Below are 16379 nucleotides of genomic sequence, written 5' to 3' on the forward strand. Positions count from 1 at the left end.
GTCGGTTATTCCGATCGAATTGCAGCAAAGGCGTCGAGCGCACGTCGACGGCCGAAGTCGAGCGCGATGACCGGCTTCGGATAGTCTCGGCCGAGAGCGATACCCGCCTTCTTCAGCTCGGTCGCGGGCGCTTCCCAGGGGCGATGAATGAACTTGTCGCCAAGTTCCGCCAGCTCCGGGATGAAGTGCCGGACATAGGTTCCTTTCGGATCGAACTTCTCGCCCTGGGTGACCGGATTGAAGACACGGAAATAGGGAGCGGCGTCGGCGCCGGAGCCCGCGACCCATTGCCAGCTCGCCGGGTTGTTCGCCGGATCGGCATCGACCAACGTGTCCCAGAACCAGGCCTCGCCGGCGCGCCAATCGGTCAGCAGATGCTTGATCAGGAAAGAGGCCGTGATCATCCGTACGCGATTATGCATCCACCCGGTCTGCCAGAGCTCGCGCAGGCCGGCATCGACGATCGGATAGCCGGTCAGCCCCTTCTGCCAGGCCTTCAGGCCGGCTTCGTCCTTCTCCCAGGCCATCGCGTCGAAGCGGCGATCATAGTTGACGCTGGCGAGGCCCGGATTGTGGAAGAGCAGGTGATAGGAGAACTCGCGCCAGCCGATCTCGCTGAAGAATTTTTCGACATCAGCGGCCGAGCCCGGCGTGTCGCCTGCCTCCAGCGCTGCCTTGGTCGCATGCCAGATCTGGCGCGGGCCGATCTCGCCGAAGCGCAGATGCGGCGACAGCCGCGAGGTCGACGGTCGATCGGGCAGGTCGCGCGCTTCGCGATAGCCGGCAAGCGTCTCGTCGAGGAAAGTGCCCAGTCGCTCCAGGGCTCCAGCCTCGCCCGGCGTCCAGGTTTCGCGCAGCCCGCCGGCCCAGTCGGGCCTCGTCGGCTCCAAAGCGAGATCTGCGACCGTGAGTATCTGCTTGCGCAAAGCTGCCGGCAGCGGTGCCTTGCTGAGCTCGGTCGGCGCAGGAAGCGGAGGCGCAGGCTCGCCGCCTTCGCGCACGGCGCGCCAATAGGGTGTGAACACCTTGAACGGGCCGTCCGCCTTGGTCGCCACCTGCCAAGGCTCGTTGAGCAGGTTGGCATTGAAGCTCTCGACCTCAATGCTGCTGTCGGTAAGCATAGCTTTGAGCGACTTGTCGAGATCGATCGCAGCAGCGTCATAGCGGCGATTCCAGGCGACATAGCCGATATCGGCCTCATGAGCGATGCGCGGCAGCAGTTCCGCGGGATCGCCGCGCAGGATCAGCAACTCGCCGCCCTTCGCCGCGATCGCTTCCGATAGCGCCGTCAGCGAGCGCGACAGCCACCAGCGCGCCGCCCCGCCGAGCGGTCGGCGATCAGGCGATGTGTCGAGGATGTAGAGGCAGATCAGCGGCCCACGCTCGATCGCCGCTCTCAGGGCCGGATTGTCGGACAGGCGCAGATCGTCGCGGAACCAGATCAGGGCAGGGCGTGCGGTCACTCGGTGAGGCCTTGTCGATTCGATGCTCCGATACGCCGATGGAGCCGGTTTGGTTGCATGGCGCAAAGGGATAGTGGCGCCGCGCGCCGCCCCGGTTCGTGATAGATAGGATCGGATGCGCGCAGAAGGAGGGGGATGAGGTCATGGCGACGCCGGAAGTCGAGGCCTTGAGCCGACGGATCGCGGCGCTGGAGGCGCAACTCGCAGCCCTGCTGCAGGCGGTCAATGTCGGGCGCGGCGGCATGGTCGCGATCAACGCTCCGCTCGGACTGTCGATCACCGCCGGCGGTCCCTGCACCATCAATGTCGGGGCCGAACTGGCTCTCACGGTCGGCGGCAGCTTCCGGACGGCGGTGGGGGCGGCCTATGTTGTCAATGTCGGCACCGGGATACGGACGACCGCGGGTACCAGCATCAATCTCACCGCCGGTACCGCACTCAGTATGGCTGCCAATCGCGAGATCAGCCTGGCGACACGCGCCTTTGAGGTCGCGGCCGCCGTCAGCATCGACCTCGACAGCAGCAAGGACTTTTCGATTGCGAGCGGCAAGGTTCTGGCGGTCCAGGCGGCCGACGGCATGGTGTTCGACGCTGGCGCGGCCGACCTCAACCTCAAGAAGGACGGCTCCATCGATCTCAAGGGCAAGGACGTGACGATCCGGGCGAGCGGGAAGATCAACGCGACGGCGACCTCGGACGTCGTGATCAAGGGCTCGAAGATCAAGCAGAACTGAGCCGCCGTTCAGTCGCCACCGCCGCCGCCGCACCCCCCGCCGCTGTCGCCTCCGCCGCTGTCGGAGCCGCTGCCATCGGAACTGCTGCTGTCGGAGGCATTGCCGCTGTCGCCGAAGCCGTCGGTGCTGCCGTCGAAGGACGAGCTGGAAAAGTCGCCGCCGCATTGCGTGCCGCGGTCGCCATTGCGCCGCAGCGCCGCGCAATCGGGCGTATAGACGAAGCCGTTGGCGATCTTGAGCTTGCTATCGAGGGCGAAGAGCAGCGGCAGTCGCGTCGGCCGGACCGGGTCGATGTTCTCGTCGCGGCAGCACTGCCACCAGACGCGGCGCAGTGCAGAATTGTCGCGGGGAGCGCCCTCTCGCAGGGCCACCGCTGGCGTATGATGCAGGAAGCGCCCGAAGGCCCGGCTGCAGAAGCGGCCGTAGTCGCGGGTGTAGAGGATGAACTCGTGCCAGAGATCGTCCGCGATTTGCGAGGGCATCGCCACCTCGCGCCGGCCGGAATTGAGATAGGCCAGGAAGAATTGCCGCAGGCCCTCGGAAACCAGCGCCGTCTCCTTGCGGGTGAAGCCGGGATGATGGGCCGCCAGTTGGTCGAGCAACCCGCGCGGCCAGGGATAGCGCCGGATGAACTCCGCCCGGCGCAGGCGCTTATATGAAGCGAGCGCGTTGCCCGCGACGAGCAGGAGAACGACCGCCACCACCATGCCGATGATGATGGCGGCGGCGTTCATCGCGTTACCTCGTCAGTGCGCGTGCGGCGCGGCCTGCTTCGGCTCGGCCGGCTTCTTCTTGCCGCCGAGCGCGGCGAGCCAGCGTACGACGACATAGAACACCGGGGTGAACAACAGGCCGAACAGCGTGACGCCGATCATGCCGGAGAACACCGCGATGCCGAGCACCTGGCGCATCTCCGCGCCGGCGCCGACCGAGGTCGTCAGCGGCAGCACGCCAAGGATGAAGGCGAGCGAGGTCATCAGGATCGGCCGCAGCCGGGTCCGGGCCGCCGCGATCGCCGCATCGCGCCGGCTCATGCCTTCGTCCTCGGCCTGCTTGGCGAACTCGACGATCAGGATCGCGTTCTTCGCTGCGAGGCCGACGAGCACGACGAGGCCGATATCGACGAGGACGTTACGGTCGAAGTCCTTGTAGCCGACGCCGATCATCGCCGCGAGGATACACATCGGCACGATCAGGATGACCGCCAGCGGCAGGGTCCAGCTTTCGTACAGCGCCGCCAGCAAGAGGAAGACGAAGACGACGGCGAGGCCGAAGGCGATGATCGCGGTATTGCCGGCGAGCTTCTCCTGCAGCGCGATCTCGGTCCATTCGAAGCCGAAGCCGGCCGGCAGCACCTGGCTCGCGATTTTCTCGACCGCCGCGATGCCCTGGCCGGTCGAGTACCCGCGCGCCATCGACATCTGCACTTCAGCCGCCGGATAGAGGTTGTAGCGCGGCACGCGATAGGCGCCGGTCGTATCCGAGAAGGTCGCGACCGAGCCGATCGGCACCATCTCGCCATCGGCATTGCGCGTCTTCAGGTCGGCGACGTCGCGGATGTCGAGCCGATGCGGGTTGTCGGCCTGGGCCGTCACCCGGAAGGTGCGGCCGAGGATGTTGAAGTCGTTCACATAGGCGGAGCCCATATAGATCGACAGCGTCTCGAACACGCGCGTCACGGGGACGCCGAGCATCTCCGCCTTGGTGCGGTCGATATCGGCATAGATCTGCGGCGTCCTGGTCGAGAACAGCGTGAAGGGCTGCTGGATGCCGGGCGTCTGGCCGGCTGTCCCGGCCACGGCCCAGGTCGCGCCTTCCAGCGCCGCCAGGCCCTTGCCGCCACGATCCTGGACATAGCCCTTGAGACCGCCGCCATTGCCGATGCCGGGCACCGCCGGGGGCTCGATGATCAGGGCGAAGGCCTCGCCGATCCCGAATAACTGGGTGCGCAGGTCATTGAGGATGCCCTGGGTGGTGAGACCCTGCTTGGCCCGTTCCTTGAAGTCGGTGAGCGTGACGAAGGCGACGCCGGCATTGGGGGCGAGCGTGAAGGTCGCGCCGTCGAGGCCGGCGAAGGCGACGGCATGCGCGACGCCCGGCCGCGACAGCAGGACATCGGTCGCCTTGCGGATGACCGCGTCTGTTCGGGGCAGGGAGGAGCCGGGCGGCAGCTGGAAGACCGCGATGAAGTAGCCGCGGTCGAGCTGCGGGACGAGGCCGGTCGGGATGGCCGCGAGCCGCTGGCCGGCGACCGCGATCAGGCCCGCATAGACCAGCAGCATGATCACGCCGAAGCGGATCAGGCGCGAGGTCACCGAGCCGTAAGCGTGTGAAAGCCAGTCGAAGGCCTTGTTGAAGTACTTGAAGAACCAGCGCAGCGGCGCGCTGAGCATCGCCAGGAAGCCCTTCGGCTCTTCATGGCTGTGCGGCTTCAGCAGGATCGCCGCCAGGGCCGGCGACAGGGTCAGCGAGACGAAGCACGAGATCGCCGTCGAGGCCGCGATCGTGACCGCGAACTGCTGATAGAAGGTGCCTTGCAGGCCGGTGATGAAGGCAGTCGGGATGAACACGGCGCAGAGCACGAGGGCGATCGCCAGCAGCGCGCCGCCGACCTCGTCCATCGTCTTGTGTGCTGCGTCGACCGCGCTCATTCCCTGCGCCAGATAGCGCTCGACGTTCTCGACCACGACGATCGCGTCGTCGACGACGATGCCGATCGCCAGGACGAGCGCCAGCAGCGAGATCGTGTTGAAGGAGATTCCGACCGCACTCATGATCAGGAAGGTGCCGACCAGCGAGACCGGGATCGCGATGATCGGGATGATCGCGGCGCGCCAGGTCTGCAGGAACAGGATCACCACGATCACGACGAGCACGATCGCTTCCAGCAGGGTCGCGACGACGGCCGAGACGGATTCCCTGATGAACTCCGTCGGATTGTAGACGATGGTGTGCTCGACGCCGGCCGGGAAGCTCTTCGACAGCTCCTGCATCGTCTTGATGAGCGCCTCGGAGGCAGCCAGCGCATTCGTCCCGGGGCGCTGGAAGACGCCGATCGCGACTGCCTCCTTGTTGTCGAGATAGGAGTTCGACAGGTAGTCCTGCGCCCCGAGTTCGACGCGCGCGACGTCGCGGACGCGGATCGTCCCGCCATCGGCGTCCGAGCGGACGACGATGTTGTAGAACTCGTCGATGCTGGTCAGGCGCCCGAGCGTGTTGACCGAAAGCTGGAATGCTCCGTCCGACTTCGCCGGCGGCTGATTGATCGCCCCCGCCGCGACCTGGATGTTGGCGGCGCGGATCGCCGCGACGACGTCGCCGGCGGTCAGGTTGCGGGCCGCGACCTTGGCCGGGTCGAGCCAGACGCGCATCGAATAGTCGCGGGCACCGAAGACCTGCACGTCGCCGACGCCCTCGACGCGGGTCAGCACGTCCTTGACGTTCAGCGTGGTGTAGTTCGAGACGTATTGCTGGTCGCGCGAGCCGTCCGGGGACAGCATATGGATGACCATCAGGAAGTCCGGCGAGGCCTTGCGGACCTGCAGGCCGAGCGTGCGCACTTCCTGGGGCAGGCGCGGCTCGGCCGCCGAGACGCGGTTCTGCACCAGGACCTGCGCTTGGTCGACGTCGGTGCCGGCCTTGAAGACGACGTTGATCGTCACGCGCCCGTCGCCGGTGGACTGCGACGAGATGTAGAGCATGTCGTCGACGCCGTTGACTTCCTGCTCGATCGGCGCGGCGACGGTCGAAGCGACGACCTCGGCCGAGGCGCCCGGATAGTTGGCGGTGATCGTGACGGTCGGCGGCGCGATCTCGGGATATTCGGCGATCGGCAGGGTGCGCAACGTGATGGCGCCTGCGATCGTCAGCAGCACCGAGAGCACGGTCGCGAAGATCGGCCTGTCGATGAAGAAATGGGCGAAGCGGAACATGCTTTGGTCCTGGCCAAAAAGGGCAGGGCGGACGGAGGATACCGTCCGCGCTCGTTACGACCTGCGGAGGTCGTCAGTTGGCGGCGGCGGCCTTGATCTCGGTCGGCTGCGGGGTCACGGCCACGCCCGGCCGCACCATCGGATTGGCGATGCCGGTCACGATCACCTTGTCGGCCGGGGTCAGTCCCTTGGTAATGACGCGCAGCCCGTCGCTGATCGCGCCGAGCTGAACCGGTTTCGGCACCACCTTGTTATCGGCGCCGACCGTCAGCACGATCTTGTTGGCCTGGTCGGAGACGATCACCGCGTCCGGCACCAGCAAGGCGTCGGCCTCACCAGCGAACAGGCGCAGCCGGCCGAACGTGCCGGGTGTCAGCAACCCGTCCGGGTTCGGGAAGACGGCACGGGTGCGGATCGTCGCCGAACGGGCGTTGAGCGCGTTGTCGACGAAGTCGATCTTGCCTTCGCGGTCCCACTTGGTTTCGCTCGAAAGCCGCACGCGCACCGGCGTGCCGGGCTTCCGCAGATCCTGCGACTGCGTATAGCGCAGGTAGTCGGCTTCGGAGGCGTCGAAGACGAACTTGATCGGATCGACGGCGACGATTGTGGTCAGCAGCGTCGCGCCCGACTGGCCGCCGGCGATCAGGTTGCCCTGGTCGACGCGGCGGTTCGAGACGCGGCCGGCAAGCGGTGCCCGCACCTGCGTCCATTCGAGGTTGAGCTCGGCCGTCTTCAGATTGGCCTCGGCCGCCTGCTGGCTGGCGATCGCGCCGTTGAGGTTGGCGCGGCGCTGGTCGATGTCGCGGGCGGTGATGGTGCGGTTCTGCGTCAGCGCCTCGGCGCGCTCGACCTCGTTCTGGTTGAGGTCGACCTGCGCCTTGGCGCGTGCGACTTCGGCCCGCGCCGCATCGACGGCGAGCTTGTACGGACGCTGGTCGATGGTGAAGAGCAGGTCGCCCGACTTGACCAAGTCGCCGTCGCGGAAATGGACCGAATCGAGGAACCCGGAGACGCGGGCGCGAACCTCGACCTGGTCACTGGCCTCGAAGCGGCCGGTGAACTCGTCCCAGTTGGTGACGCGCTTGGCGAGCGGATTGGCGACGGTCACCGGCGGTGCCGGCGGAGCGCCTTGCGCGAGGGCCTCCGCGGACAGGGCCGGGAGCAGGACCGCCAGGGCGGCGAGGGCCCGGCTGGAGCGGCGGATCATGTGAAACTCCGAGAATGCGGGCGCGGCGCAACCTTCACGGTTTCCGGCCGAATGCGCAACAACTCCATCGGACTGACGATTGTCAAGTTTCTTCACTCGACAATTTCGACGATATTTTCATCTCCACCGGTCATTGCCGCCCCGGAGTGGGACTAAACGGAGCAACAGATGCTTGCTGGCGACGGGCCGAGGCTCTACCTGAAGGACGCGCGCGCCCGCGTCAGCAGCAACACCGCATGGAAGTCATCTCATGAATGCGCATGTCCGTCCCGCCGACCCCAAGAAGCTGATCAAGGGTGCGACCGGCGACTGGGAGATCGTGATCGGCCTCGAGATCCATGCGCAGGTCACCTCCAACGCCAAGCTGTTCTCGGGATCCTCGACCGCCTTCGGCGGCGAGCCGAACGCCCATGTCAGCCTGGTCGACGCCGCGATGCCGGGCATGCTGCCGGTGATCAACGAGGAGTGCGTCCGTCAGGCGGTCCGCACCGGCCTCGGCCTCAACGCCAAGATCAACAACCGCTCGGTCTTCGACCGCAAGAACTATTTCTATCCCGACCTGCCGCAGGGCTACCAGATCAGCCAGTACAAGCACCCGGTCGTCGGCGAGGGCGAGATCGCGGTCGACATGTCGCCGACTGAGCAGATCAGCGTCGGCATCGAGCGCCTGCATCTCGAGCAGGATGCCGGCAAGTCGATGCACGACCAGCACCCGACCATGAGCTTCGTCGACCTCAATCGTTCGGGCGTGGCGTTGATGGAGATCGTCTCCAAGCCGGATCTGCGCTCGGCCGACGAGGCCAAGGCCTATGTCTCCAAGCTGCGCACCATCCTGCGCTATATCGGCTCTTGTGACGGCGACATGGAGAAGGGCAATCTGCGCGCCGACGTCAACGTCTCCGTGCGCAAGCCCGGGGCGCCCTTCGGCACGCGCTGCGAGATCAAGAACGTCAACTCGATCCGCTTCATCGGCCAGGCGATCGAGGTCGAGGCCCGCCGCCAGATCGGCATCCTCGAGGATGGCGGCACGATCGACCAGGAGACCCGCCTTTACGATCCCGGCAAGGGCGAGACCCGTTCCCTGCGCTCCAAGGAGGAGGCGCACGACTACCGCTATTTCCCCGATCCGGACCTGCTGCCGCTCGAATTCGACGACGCCTTCGTCGCTGACCTGAAGGCGCATCTGCCGGAGCTCCCCGACGCCAAGAAGGGTCGCTTCATCGCGCAGTACGGGCTCTCGCCCTATGACGCCTCGGTGCTCGTCGCCGAGCGCGAGCAGGCCGACTATTTCGAGGCCGTGGCGAAAGGCCGCGACGGCAAGGCTGCGGCCAACTGGGTGATCAACGAATTGTTCGGCCGTCTCAACAAGGAAGGCAAGGACGTCTCGGCCTCGCCGGTCTCGGCCGCGCAGCTCGGCGGCCTCGTCGATCTGATCGGCGAGGGCGTCATTTCCGGCAAGATCGCCAAGGACCTGTTCGAGATCGTCTGGACCGAGGGCGGCGACCCGCGCGACATCGTCGAGGCCCGCGGCATGAAGCAGGTCACCGACACCGGCGCGATCGAGAAGGCGGTCGATGAGATCATCGCCGCCAACCCGGAAAAGGTCGAGCAGGTCAAGGCGAAGCCGACCATGCTGGGCTGGTTCGTCGGCCAGGCGATGAAGGCCTCGGGCGGCAAGGCCAATCCGCAGGCGCTGAACGAGATCCTGAAGAAGAAGCTGGGTATCGAGTGACGCCACAGGACTTGATCATCCGCGATGCGCTCGCCGCCGATCTGCCGGCGGTCCGCTCGTTGTTGGTCGAGACCTGGCACGACACCTATGACGGCATCTATGGCTGGCGCCGCGTCGCCGAGATCACCAATGCCTGGCATTCGCTCGATGCGCTTGCGGCCCAGCTCGGCCGCGACAGCGGCGTCTTCCTGATAGCGCTGCTGGGCGAGGAGGTCGTCGGCACGGCTTCCGCCCGCCAGGAGCAGGACCGCGCCGCCATGCTGACGCGGCTCTATGTCACGCCGACCCGTCAGGGCGAAGGCATCGGGCGCACGCTGCTACAGGTCGCGCTCGCCTGCTTCCCGGACGCGCCGGTGGCGCGGCTGGAGGTCGAGAGCCAGAACGAGCTCGCCATCGCCTTCTACGAGCGCATGGGCTTCTTCCTGCAGCGCCAGGCCCGCTTCGACGGGCGCGAAGACACGCCCAACACGCTGATCATGGCCAAGCGCCTGGTGATGATCTGAGAGAAACCCCTGAGCCCTCATCCTGAGGAGCGCTCGCAGAGCGCGTCTCGAAGGATGCTCCAGGAGGTTCCAGAGACAACTGGAGCGCCCTTCGAGACGGCCCTTCGGGCCTCCTCAGGACGAGGGCTGAGTTTCCAAACAAGCTCTAGGAATGTACTTGGCGAATTCTCGATGGAGACGACGATGACCGAGGCAGCCGATCTTGCCGCCGTGACCATGCGCGAAGCGCGCCGTGACGATGTCCCGCGCATCGCCGCCCTGATCATGCTGGGCGCCGCCGTGCAGACGCGCACGCTCGCTGAGATCGAGGAGGAGGCGCAGCATCCGGCCTATCTCTCCGCCTTCGACGAGGTCGCCGCCAGCCCCTACAACACGCTCTTCGTCGCCGAGCTCGACGGCAAGGTCGTCGGCACCTTGCAACTCACGCTGATCCCGGGCCTGGCCTATCGCGGCCGCAAGCGCGCCAAGCTCGAGAGCGTCCATGTCCACCCCGACCTGCGTGGCCGGCGCGTCGGCGAGGCCATGGTCGCCCATGCCGTCGAAGTCGCCCGCCAGAGGGGTGCCGGCCTGGTCGAGCTGACCTCGGACAAGGCGCGCGAGGCGGCACATCGCTTCTACCTTCGCATCGGCTTCAATCAGAGCCATGAAGGCTTCAAGCTGGTGCTGTGAGCGCCGCATGCCGCGCCCGCTCCTGGCGCAAGCCCCGGCGCTTACGCTGGCCGGGCTCGCGACCTAGATGTCCTGTCGACCCGCAACAACCCGCGAGGACTGGGACATGGCAGCAGTGCAGGGCAAGCCGATCGATCTCCACTACTGGCCGACGCCGAACGGCTGGAAGATCACCATCATGCTCGAGGAAGCCGGGCTGCCCTACAACGTCATTCCGGTGAACATCGGCAAGGGCGACCAGTTCAAGCCCGAGTTCCTGGCGATCTCGCCGAACAACCGCATGCCGGCGATCGTCGATCCCGATGGACCGGACGGCAAGCCGATCTCGGTCTTCGAATCCGGCGCCATCCTGCAATATCTCGGCCGCAAGACCGGAAAGTTCTACCCCAAGGACGAGCGCGGTCGCGTCGCCGTCGACGAATGGCTGTTCTGGCAGATGGGCGGCTTCGGCCCGATGCTCGGCCAGACCCACCATTTCCGCATCTACGCGCCGGAGCAGGTGCCCTATGCGATCGACCGCTACACCAACGAGGCCAACCGCCTCTACGGCGTGCTGAACAAGCGCCTAGAAGGCCGCGACTATATCTGTGACGACTATTCGATCGCAGACATGGCCTGCGTCGGCTGGGCTCGCGGCTGGAAGCGCCAGGGCCAGAACATCGAGCAGTTCCCCAATGTGGGACGCTGGCTCGAGACGATGCAGGCGCGCCCGGCGGTTCAGCGCGGGCTCAAGGTCGCCGAAGAGTTGCGCAACCCGGCCGGTATCTCGACGCCCGAGGAAAAGGCAGTTCTGTTCGGCCAGAAGGCGCGCTAGGGGCAAGCGTCATGCTCGGGCTTGACCCGAGCATCTCTCGACAAGAGATCCTCGGGTCTGCGCTCCGCTTCGCCCGAGGATGACGATCCTACGCGATCAATTGCTGCGCGACCACTTCACCGAGCGGCAGATCATGCCGCCGAAAACGCAGCCGGCGGTGGTCAGCGTGTCGCCGGAGAGCGACATCGTGCCGGAATAGGTCTTGCCGTCCTCGGGATTGAAGGCGCTGCCGCTCCATTTGCCGGCGCCGGACGGCTTCATGTCGTAGAAGATGCGCTGGCCGACCTTGGCCGGGCCGCCGGCCTCCTTCAGCCAGGAGATCGAGCCGCACATCGCCTCGCCGCATTTGCTGAACCGCACCTTGGAGGCGCCGCTGTCGCGCAGCCAGGTGCCGCTGACGTCCTGGGCCGAAGCCGGCACGGCGAGAGCGAGCAGTAGGCCCGCAGCGGTGATGGTCGAACGGATAGCCATGGCGTTCCTCCTCGTTGCTGGCGATCTTCGTCGCTCAGATGGTTTAGATGTAAACCATATCTGAAGCCGCGCCGGTTTCCAAGATGGCACTTGATGAAGGCTCGGCCGCCGGCCTGACCATGGGGCAAGGTGAATCCCAAGTTGACGTGCTCATTGGATCGGATTTCGGAGCCGATTGAAATCATTGGCGTATTCGGCGTTCGATCCTGAATCGAATCTTGCTTTAACCGCTCGTTTGCGACTCGTTGAGCTTCGATTCATCTCAAAATTTAGCGGAGTGTTTTACCGCCCGGCCTGAATTTCTCCTCACAAGCCGCGGCCTTCGAACGGGCCGGAATCGAAGGAAAACAGGGAGAGTTGTCATGGCACGCATGGAAATGAGCGCGATCCCGGCCTCGCTGGCGATCCCGATGGAAGCCTCCGCCGACGCCTATTACGAGCTCGGCCTGATGCATGCGTCCGGCCGCTCCGGTCCGGTCGATCTGGTTGCGGCGCAGACCTGGTTCAACGTCGCCTTCGCCAAGGGCTGCGCCCGAGCTGCCTCGCATCGCAGCGAGCTGGCGCTGGAGATGAGCCGCGACGAGGTTGCCGAGGCGCTGCGCGAGGCGCGCAGGTTCCTGACCCGGCACTGAGGTTCAAGCAGGCCATCCAGCCTTGTGGCCCGGGGAGGGCGCCGCTATAAGCGCGCCGCATTCCCCGATTTTCCCGCAAGGATAATAACGATGGCTGTCCAGCGTACCTTCTCCATCCTCAAGCCCGACGCGACGAAGCGCAACCTCACCGGCGCGGTCAACGCGGTCATCGAGAAGGCCGGCCTGCGCATCGTCGCGCAGAAGCGCATCCAGATGACCACGGCGCAGGCCCAGACCTTCTACGCCGTCCATAAGGAGCGCCCCTTCTTCGGCGAGCTCGTCGAGTTCATGACCTCCGGCCCGGTCGTCGTGCAGGTCCTCGAGGGCGAGGACGCGATCGCCAAGTACCGCGAAGTGATGGGCGCCACCAACCCGGCCAATGCCGCCGAGGGCACCGTCCGCAAGCTCTTCGCCCAGTCCGTCGGCGAGAACACCGTCCACGGCTCGGACGCGCCGGAGACCGCGGCGATCGAGATCGCGCAGTTCTTCTCGGGCAACGAGATCGTCGGCTGAGCCGGTTTTTATACCCCGGAAACGATGAAGGGCGGGTCCGTTGGACCCGCCTTTTTTGTCTGCTCGCGATGATGGCGCGGCTCAGAATCCGAGATCGATGGCGTAGCTCGCCGAGATGCCGAAGGTGAGCGAGTCGCGGTCGCCGAAGGCCTTGACGATCGGCGCCTTGGCGGCGTCGCCCATCAGGCGCTTGTATTCGATATAGGTCGTGGTCTGGAACTTGTCGGTCCAGTTGTAGGTCGCCTGCGCGATTGCGCCGACCGAATACACTCCGGCATTGAAGCGCTGCAGGATGCCGCCATTGCCGGCCGTCGTGCCGCCGAAATAGGTGCGGATGTAGTCGGCGCCGGCGATGCTCATGCGCGGACCGATGCCGAGCGACCAGGGGCCGATACGCTGGAAGACGTCGAGCTTGGCCTCGGCCATCAGCGCGTCATGGGCGACGATGCCGCGGCGAAGGTCGACACGGGCGCGCAGCCAGGACGTCGGGTAGAACTCGACGAAGGCACCGGCCTCGGCACCGAACTTGGTGTCCGGCACGCCCATGACGCGGAGCGCGATATTGGTGTCGGCCTTGCGCTCCCAGAGCAGATTGCCAGAGAAGCCGACGCGCCAGGCTTTGCCCGAGAAGACGCCGATGCTGATCGCGTCGTCCTCGGAGGTCCACCAGGTGCTCTTGGTGCCGCGCGCCAGCGAGATGATCGGACGCGGCCGGAAGACATAGTCGTTCGAGCCCATATAGTCGGGCTGGTAGCGCAGGCCGGCGCCGAGCGTCAGGTGCCAGTTCTGCACCGGCTCCGGCGAGGTGTACTGGCTGTACTGCGAGGACTGCGCCTTGGCCGGCGCACCCAGCGCCAGGGACAGGCAGGCGGCCGCAAGGCCGGCAAGGAACACAACGCAACGCATCGTCAGAACTCCGGCGCAGCAGCGCCTTGGACTACTCGGATGCGGTCAAACTGAATCATTAGTCTTAACCCGGAGTTGACGCGCGGCTGTCTGCGACAACGCTGCACGTTTGGCTGATGGCCCGGCCGAATCCCCAGCCGCCGGATGCTGGGCACCTTGCCCCGCCGCAGCCTGGCAATGCAACCGTGCGCTTCCGCCGACCCTGGACCTGTTCTAGGAAGGGAGCATGACAGAGCTTCCCCGTATCGCGCGCCTGCCTTCGGTCTGCCCGCATGATTGCCCTTCCGCCTGCTCGCTCGAGGTCGAGGTCATCGACGGCAGGACGATCGGCCGGGTCCGCGGCAACAAGCGCCAGAGCTACACTGACGGCGTGATCTGCGCCAAGGTCGCCCGCTACGCCGAGCGCATCCATCATCCCGACCGGCTGCTCCATCCGCTGCGCCGCACCGGACCCAAGGGCTCGGGCGCCTTCGAGCGCATCTCCTGGAGCGAGGCGCTCGACGAGATCGCCCGGCGTTTCCTGGCGATCGAGGCCGAGCACGGGCCGGAAGCGGTCTGGCCGTACTACTATGCCGGCACGATGGGGCTGGTGATGCGCGACGGCATCAACCGCCTGCGCCACGCCAAGCGTTATTCCGGCCAGTACTCGACGATCTGCACCACCACGGCCTGGACCGGCTTCATCGCCGGCACCGGCAAGCTCGCCGGGCCCGATCCGCGCGAGATGGCGAAGTCGGACTGCGTCGTGATCTGGGGCACCAACCCGGTGCACACCCAGGTCAACGTCATGCACCACGCGGTGAAGGCGCGGAAAGAGCGCGGCGCCAAGATCGTCGCGATCGACATCTACCGCAACGCGACGCTCGACCAGGCGGACCTGCCGCTGGTGCTTAAGCCCGGCACCGACGGCGCGCTCGCCTGCGCCGTCATGCATGTGCTCTTCCGCGACGGCCTTGCCGACCGCGACTATCTCGCCCGCTTCGCCGACGCCCCGGAGGAGCTGGAGGCGCACCTCGTCACCCGCACGCCGGAATGGGCGGCGGCGATCACCGGCCTCAGCGTTGGCGAGATCGAGGAATTCGCCACCCTCGTCGGCACGCGCAAGAAGAGCTTCTTCCGGCTCGGCTATGGCTTCGCCCGCCAGCGCAATGGCGCGGTCAACATCCACGCCGCCTCCTGCGTCCCGACCGTGACCGGCGCCTGGCAGTATGAGGGCGGCGGCGCCTTCCACTCGAACAGCGGCATCTACAAGTGGCGCAAGGGCCTGATCGAGGGCCTCGACAAGATCGACCGCACTGTCCGCCAGCTCGACCAGTCGCAGATCGGCCGGGTGCTCACCGGCGATGCCGAGGCGCTGCGCCAGGGCGGGCCGGTCAAGGCGCTGTTCATCCAGAACACCAACCCGGTCACCGTCGCGCCCGAGCAGGAGCTGGTGAAACGCGGTTTTGCCCGCGATGACCTTTTCACCGTCGTGCACGAGCAGTTCATGACCGAGACTGCTGCGATGGCCGACATCGTGCTGCCGGCGACGCAGTTCATGGAGCATGACGACCTTTATCAGGGCGGCGGCCACCAGCACATCATGTGGGGCGGCAAGCTCGTCGACCCGCCGGGCGAATGTCGCTCGAACCACGAGGTGATCTGCGCGTTGGCACAGCGCCTCGGCGCCGAGCATCGCGGCTTCACGATGACGCCGCGCGAGCTCGTCGACTGGACCTTGCAGGAGACCGGCCGCGGCACGCTCGAAGAGCTGGTCGCCAATGATTTCATCGACATCCAGCCGGATTTCGAGACGGCGCATTATCTCAAGGGTTTCGGCTGGCGCGACGGCAAGTTCCGCTTCAAGCCGGACTGGACCAAAGTGCCGAACAGCAATGCCGGCCTGGTCGGCCCGCATGAGACCTTGCCCTCGTTGCCCGATCATTGGGGCGTGATCGAAGCGGCTGACGCCGAGCACCCGTTCCGCCTCGCCACCAGCCCGGCGCGCAACTTCCTGAACTCCAGCTTCACCGAGACGCCGACCTCGCAGAAGAAGGAGGGTGCGCCGACGCTGATGCTGCATCCGCTCGATGCGGCTGCACTCGGTATCGCCGCGGGCGATCATGTCACCGTCGGCAACCGGCGCGGCACGGTCGAGCTCGACGCTGTGCTGTTCGACGGGCTGGTGCGCGGCGTCGCGATCGCCGAATCGATCTGGCCGAACGGCGCCCATCGCGGCGGGCGAGGCATCAACACCATCACCGGCGCCGACTCGCCGGCGCCCTATGGCGGCGCGGCCTTCCACGACAACAAGGTCTGGATTCGCAAGGCGGTGTGACCTTTGCGCCATTGCTTTTTCGCTGGCGCTATGGACCATCCGCGCCCGGGCGACGGCATGGCCTGTCAAGGGGAGATTCGGGTCTCCCGGGCTTGAGCCGCGGAAACGGACAGTGCGAACAATGATCAAGCGGCGGGTTGGTGCGGTCGTCTGGGCCGCTGGGTTGTCCCTGTTGGTGTCCGCTGGTGCGGCGATGGCCGCCGGCAGCACGAGCGCGCTGCCGCCGCCGGATCCGACGGCGAAGAACCTGACCCCCTATATGATCCAGCTGCGCGCCTTCGACGCCTGTCTGGTCACCCAGTCGCGCCTGATGAACACGACGCGCGAGGCGGTGCACAGCCCGTGCAGCTGCTACGCCAAGGGCACGGTCAACGCCATGACCAAGGACGAGCTCCAGGCCTTCCGCGACACCGGCTACTTCAATGATTCAGCCCGCGACAAGGGCTACGACTTCATCGACCGCTGCAAGCTGAAGCGGCCTTGACG

General features: G+C 66.2%; 15 protein-coding genes. 9 read left to right on the plus strand and 6 right to left on the minus strand.

Annotated elements, in window-relative coordinates; translation table 11 throughout:
• Positions 1-5: 5 nt before the first annotated feature.
• A complete protein-coding gene (locus tag ACQKLX_RS11795; protein WP_427361769.1) occupies positions 6-1463 on the minus strand; it encodes a cryptochrome/photolyase family protein in 1458 nt (485 codons plus the stop codon).
• A 143-nt stretch (positions 1464-1606) separates the two neighbouring features.
• On the opposite strand from ACQKLX_RS11795, the gene ACQKLX_RS11800 reads away from it, so the two are divergent.
• Complete coding sequence (locus ACQKLX_RS11800) at positions 1607-2197, plus strand: hypothetical protein (RefSeq protein WP_427361770.1); 591 nt, start codon at positions 1607-1609, stop codon at positions 2195-2197.
• Positions 2198-2205: 8 nt separating this feature from the next.
• Here ACQKLX_RS11800 and ACQKLX_RS11805 read toward each other — a convergent pair whose 3' ends face one another.
• The 3 genes from ACQKLX_RS11805 to ACQKLX_RS11815 form a co-directional block, all read right to left on the minus strand.
• On the minus strand, positions 2206-2931 hold the full coding sequence (locus tag ACQKLX_RS11805; protein WP_427361771.1) for a glycine-rich domain-containing protein: 726 nt from the start codon (positions 2929-2931) through the stop codon (positions 2206-2208).
• Between the two features lie 12 nt (positions 2932-2943).
• On the minus strand, positions 2944-6129 hold the full coding sequence (locus ACQKLX_RS11810) for an efflux RND transporter permease subunit (RefSeq protein ID WP_427361772.1): 3186 nt from the start codon (positions 6127-6129) through the stop codon (positions 2944-2946).
• Between the two features lie 73 nt (positions 6130-6202).
• Entirely contained in the window at positions 6203-7336 is a 1134-nt protein-coding gene (locus tag ACQKLX_RS11815; RefSeq protein ID WP_427361773.1) for an efflux RND transporter periplasmic adaptor subunit, read from the minus strand.
• 250 nt (positions 7337-7586) lie between these two features.
• Between ACQKLX_RS11815 and gatB the strand changes: the two genes are divergently transcribed.
• The 4 genes from gatB to ACQKLX_RS11835 all read left to right on the plus strand — a co-directional run bounded on the left by gatB (position 7587) and on the right by ACQKLX_RS11835 (position 11054).
• Positions 7587-9068, plus strand: coding sequence for an Asp-tRNA(Asn)/Glu-tRNA(Gln) amidotransferase subunit GatB (gatB, locus tag ACQKLX_RS11820; RefSeq protein WP_427361774.1), 1482 nt, complete (start codon positions 7587-7589; stop codon positions 9066-9068).
• Entirely contained in the window at positions 9065-9571 is a 507-nt protein-coding gene (locus ACQKLX_RS11825) for a GNAT family N-acetyltransferase (protein WP_427361775.1), read from the plus strand. Before gatB ends, ACQKLX_RS11825 begins: the two co-directional genes overlap by 4 nt.
• Positions 9572-9754: 183 nt before the next feature.
• Positions 9755-10240 carry a GNAT family N-acetyltransferase gene (locus tag ACQKLX_RS11830; RefSeq protein ID WP_427361776.1) on the plus strand — a complete coding sequence of 162 codons (486 nt, stop codon included), beginning with the start codon at positions 9755-9757 and terminating at the stop codon, positions 10238-10240.
• 106 nt (positions 10241-10346) lie between these two features.
• Complete coding sequence (locus ACQKLX_RS11835; protein ID WP_427361777.1) at positions 10347-11054, plus strand: glutathione S-transferase N-terminal domain-containing protein; 708 nt, start codon at positions 10347-10349, stop codon at positions 11052-11054.
• 96 nt (positions 11055-11150) lie between these two features.
• On the opposite strand, the gene ACQKLX_RS11840 is transcribed toward ACQKLX_RS11835, so the two are convergent.
• Positions 11151-11525 carry a DUF2147 domain-containing protein gene (locus ACQKLX_RS11840; protein WP_427361778.1) on the minus strand — a complete coding sequence of 125 codons (375 nt, stop codon included), beginning with the start codon at positions 11523-11525 and terminating at the stop codon, positions 11151-11153.
• A gap of 362 nt (positions 11526-11887) precedes the next feature.
• Between ACQKLX_RS11840 and ACQKLX_RS11845 the strand changes: the two genes are divergently transcribed.
• Together ACQKLX_RS11845 and ndk are read left to right on the plus strand one after the other, a co-directional pair.
• Positions 11888-12157 (plus strand): SEL1-like repeat protein, encoded by a 270-nt coding sequence (locus ACQKLX_RS11845; protein ID WP_082613718.1) that lies wholly within the window; start codon positions 11888-11890, stop codon positions 12155-12157.
• Positions 12158-12247: 90 nt separating this feature from the next.
• Positions 12248-12670: a nucleoside-diphosphate kinase gene (gene ndk, locus ACQKLX_RS11850; protein WP_326873968.1), complete on the plus strand. Its 423-nt coding sequence runs from the start codon at positions 12248-12250 to the stop codon at positions 12668-12670.
• Positions 12671-12751: 81 nt separating this feature from the next.
• Here ndk and ACQKLX_RS11855 read toward each other — a convergent pair whose 3' ends face one another.
• Positions 12752-13576, minus strand: a complete 825-nt coding sequence (locus ACQKLX_RS11855) for a MipA/OmpV family protein (RefSeq protein WP_427361779.1) — start codon at positions 13574-13576, stop codon at positions 12752-12754.
• 226 nt (positions 13577-13802) lie between these two features.
• Between ACQKLX_RS11855 and ACQKLX_RS11860 the strand changes: the two genes are divergently transcribed.
• Positions 13803-15893: a molybdopterin-containing oxidoreductase family protein gene (locus ACQKLX_RS11860; protein ID WP_427361780.1), complete on the plus strand. Its 2091-nt coding sequence runs from the start codon at positions 13803-13805 to the stop codon at positions 15891-15893.
• A gap of 193 nt (positions 15894-16086) precedes the next feature.
• A complete protein-coding gene (locus ACQKLX_RS11865) occupies positions 16087-16377 on the plus strand; it encodes a hypothetical protein (RefSeq protein WP_427361781.1) in 291 nt (96 codons plus the stop codon).
• Positions 16378-16379: the final 2 nt, after the last annotated feature.

The organism is Allobosea sp. NPDC003192 (assembly GCF_050275675.1).
Taxonomy (GTDB): Bacteria; Pseudomonadota; Alphaproteobacteria; order Rhizobiales; family Beijerinckiaceae; genus Allobosea.

Bases quoted from the DNA above. Each gene is read 5' to 3' on its own strand.
- ACQKLX_RS11800 (WP_427361770.1), top strand. From the start codon at position 1,607: ATGGCGACGCCGGAAGTCGAGGCCTTGAGCCGACGGATCGCGGCGCTG.
- ACQKLX_RS11805 (WP_427361771.1), bottom strand. From the start codon at position 2,931: ATGAACGCCGCCGCCATCATCATCGGCATGGTGGTGGCGGTCGTTCTC.
- ACQKLX_RS11810 (WP_427361772.1), bottom strand. From the start codon at position 6,129: ATGTTCCGCTTCGCCCATTTCTTCATCGACAGGCCGATCTTCGCGACC.
- ACQKLX_RS11815 (WP_427361773.1), bottom strand. From the start codon at position 7,336: ATGATCCGCCGCTCCAGCCGGGCCCTCGCCGCCCTGGCGGTCCTGCTC.
- gatB (WP_427361774.1), top strand. From the start codon at position 7,587: ATGAATGCGCATGTCCGTCCCGCCGACCCCAAGAAGCTGATCAAGGGT.
- ACQKLX_RS11830 (WP_427361776.1), top strand. From the start codon at position 9,755: ATGACCGAGGCAGCCGATCTTGCCGCCGTGACCATGCGCGAAGCGCGC.
- ACQKLX_RS11835 (WP_427361777.1), top strand. From the start codon at position 10,347: ATGGCAGCAGTGCAGGGCAAGCCGATCGATCTCCACTACTGGCCGACG.
- ACQKLX_RS11840 (WP_427361778.1), bottom strand. From the start codon at position 11,525: ATGGCTATCCGTTCGACCATCACCGCTGCGGGCCTACTGCTCGCTCTC.
- ACQKLX_RS11845 (WP_082613718.1), top strand. From the start codon at position 11,888: ATGGCACGCATGGAAATGAGCGCGATCCCGGCCTCGCTGGCGATCCCG.
- ndk (WP_326873968.1), top strand. From the start codon at position 12,248: ATGGCTGTCCAGCGTACCTTCTCCATCCTCAAGCCCGACGCGACGAAG.
- ACQKLX_RS11855 (WP_427361779.1), bottom strand. From the start codon at position 13,576: ATGCGTTGCGTTGTGTTCCTTGCCGGCCTTGCGGCCGCCTGCCTGTCC.
- ACQKLX_RS11860 (WP_427361780.1), top strand. From the start codon at position 13,803: ATGACAGAGCTTCCCCGTATCGCGCGCCTGCCTTCGGTCTGCCCGCAT.
- ACQKLX_RS11865 (WP_427361781.1), top strand. From the start codon at position 16,087: ATGGCCGCCGGCAGCACGAGCGCGCTGCCGCCGCCGGATCCGACGGCG.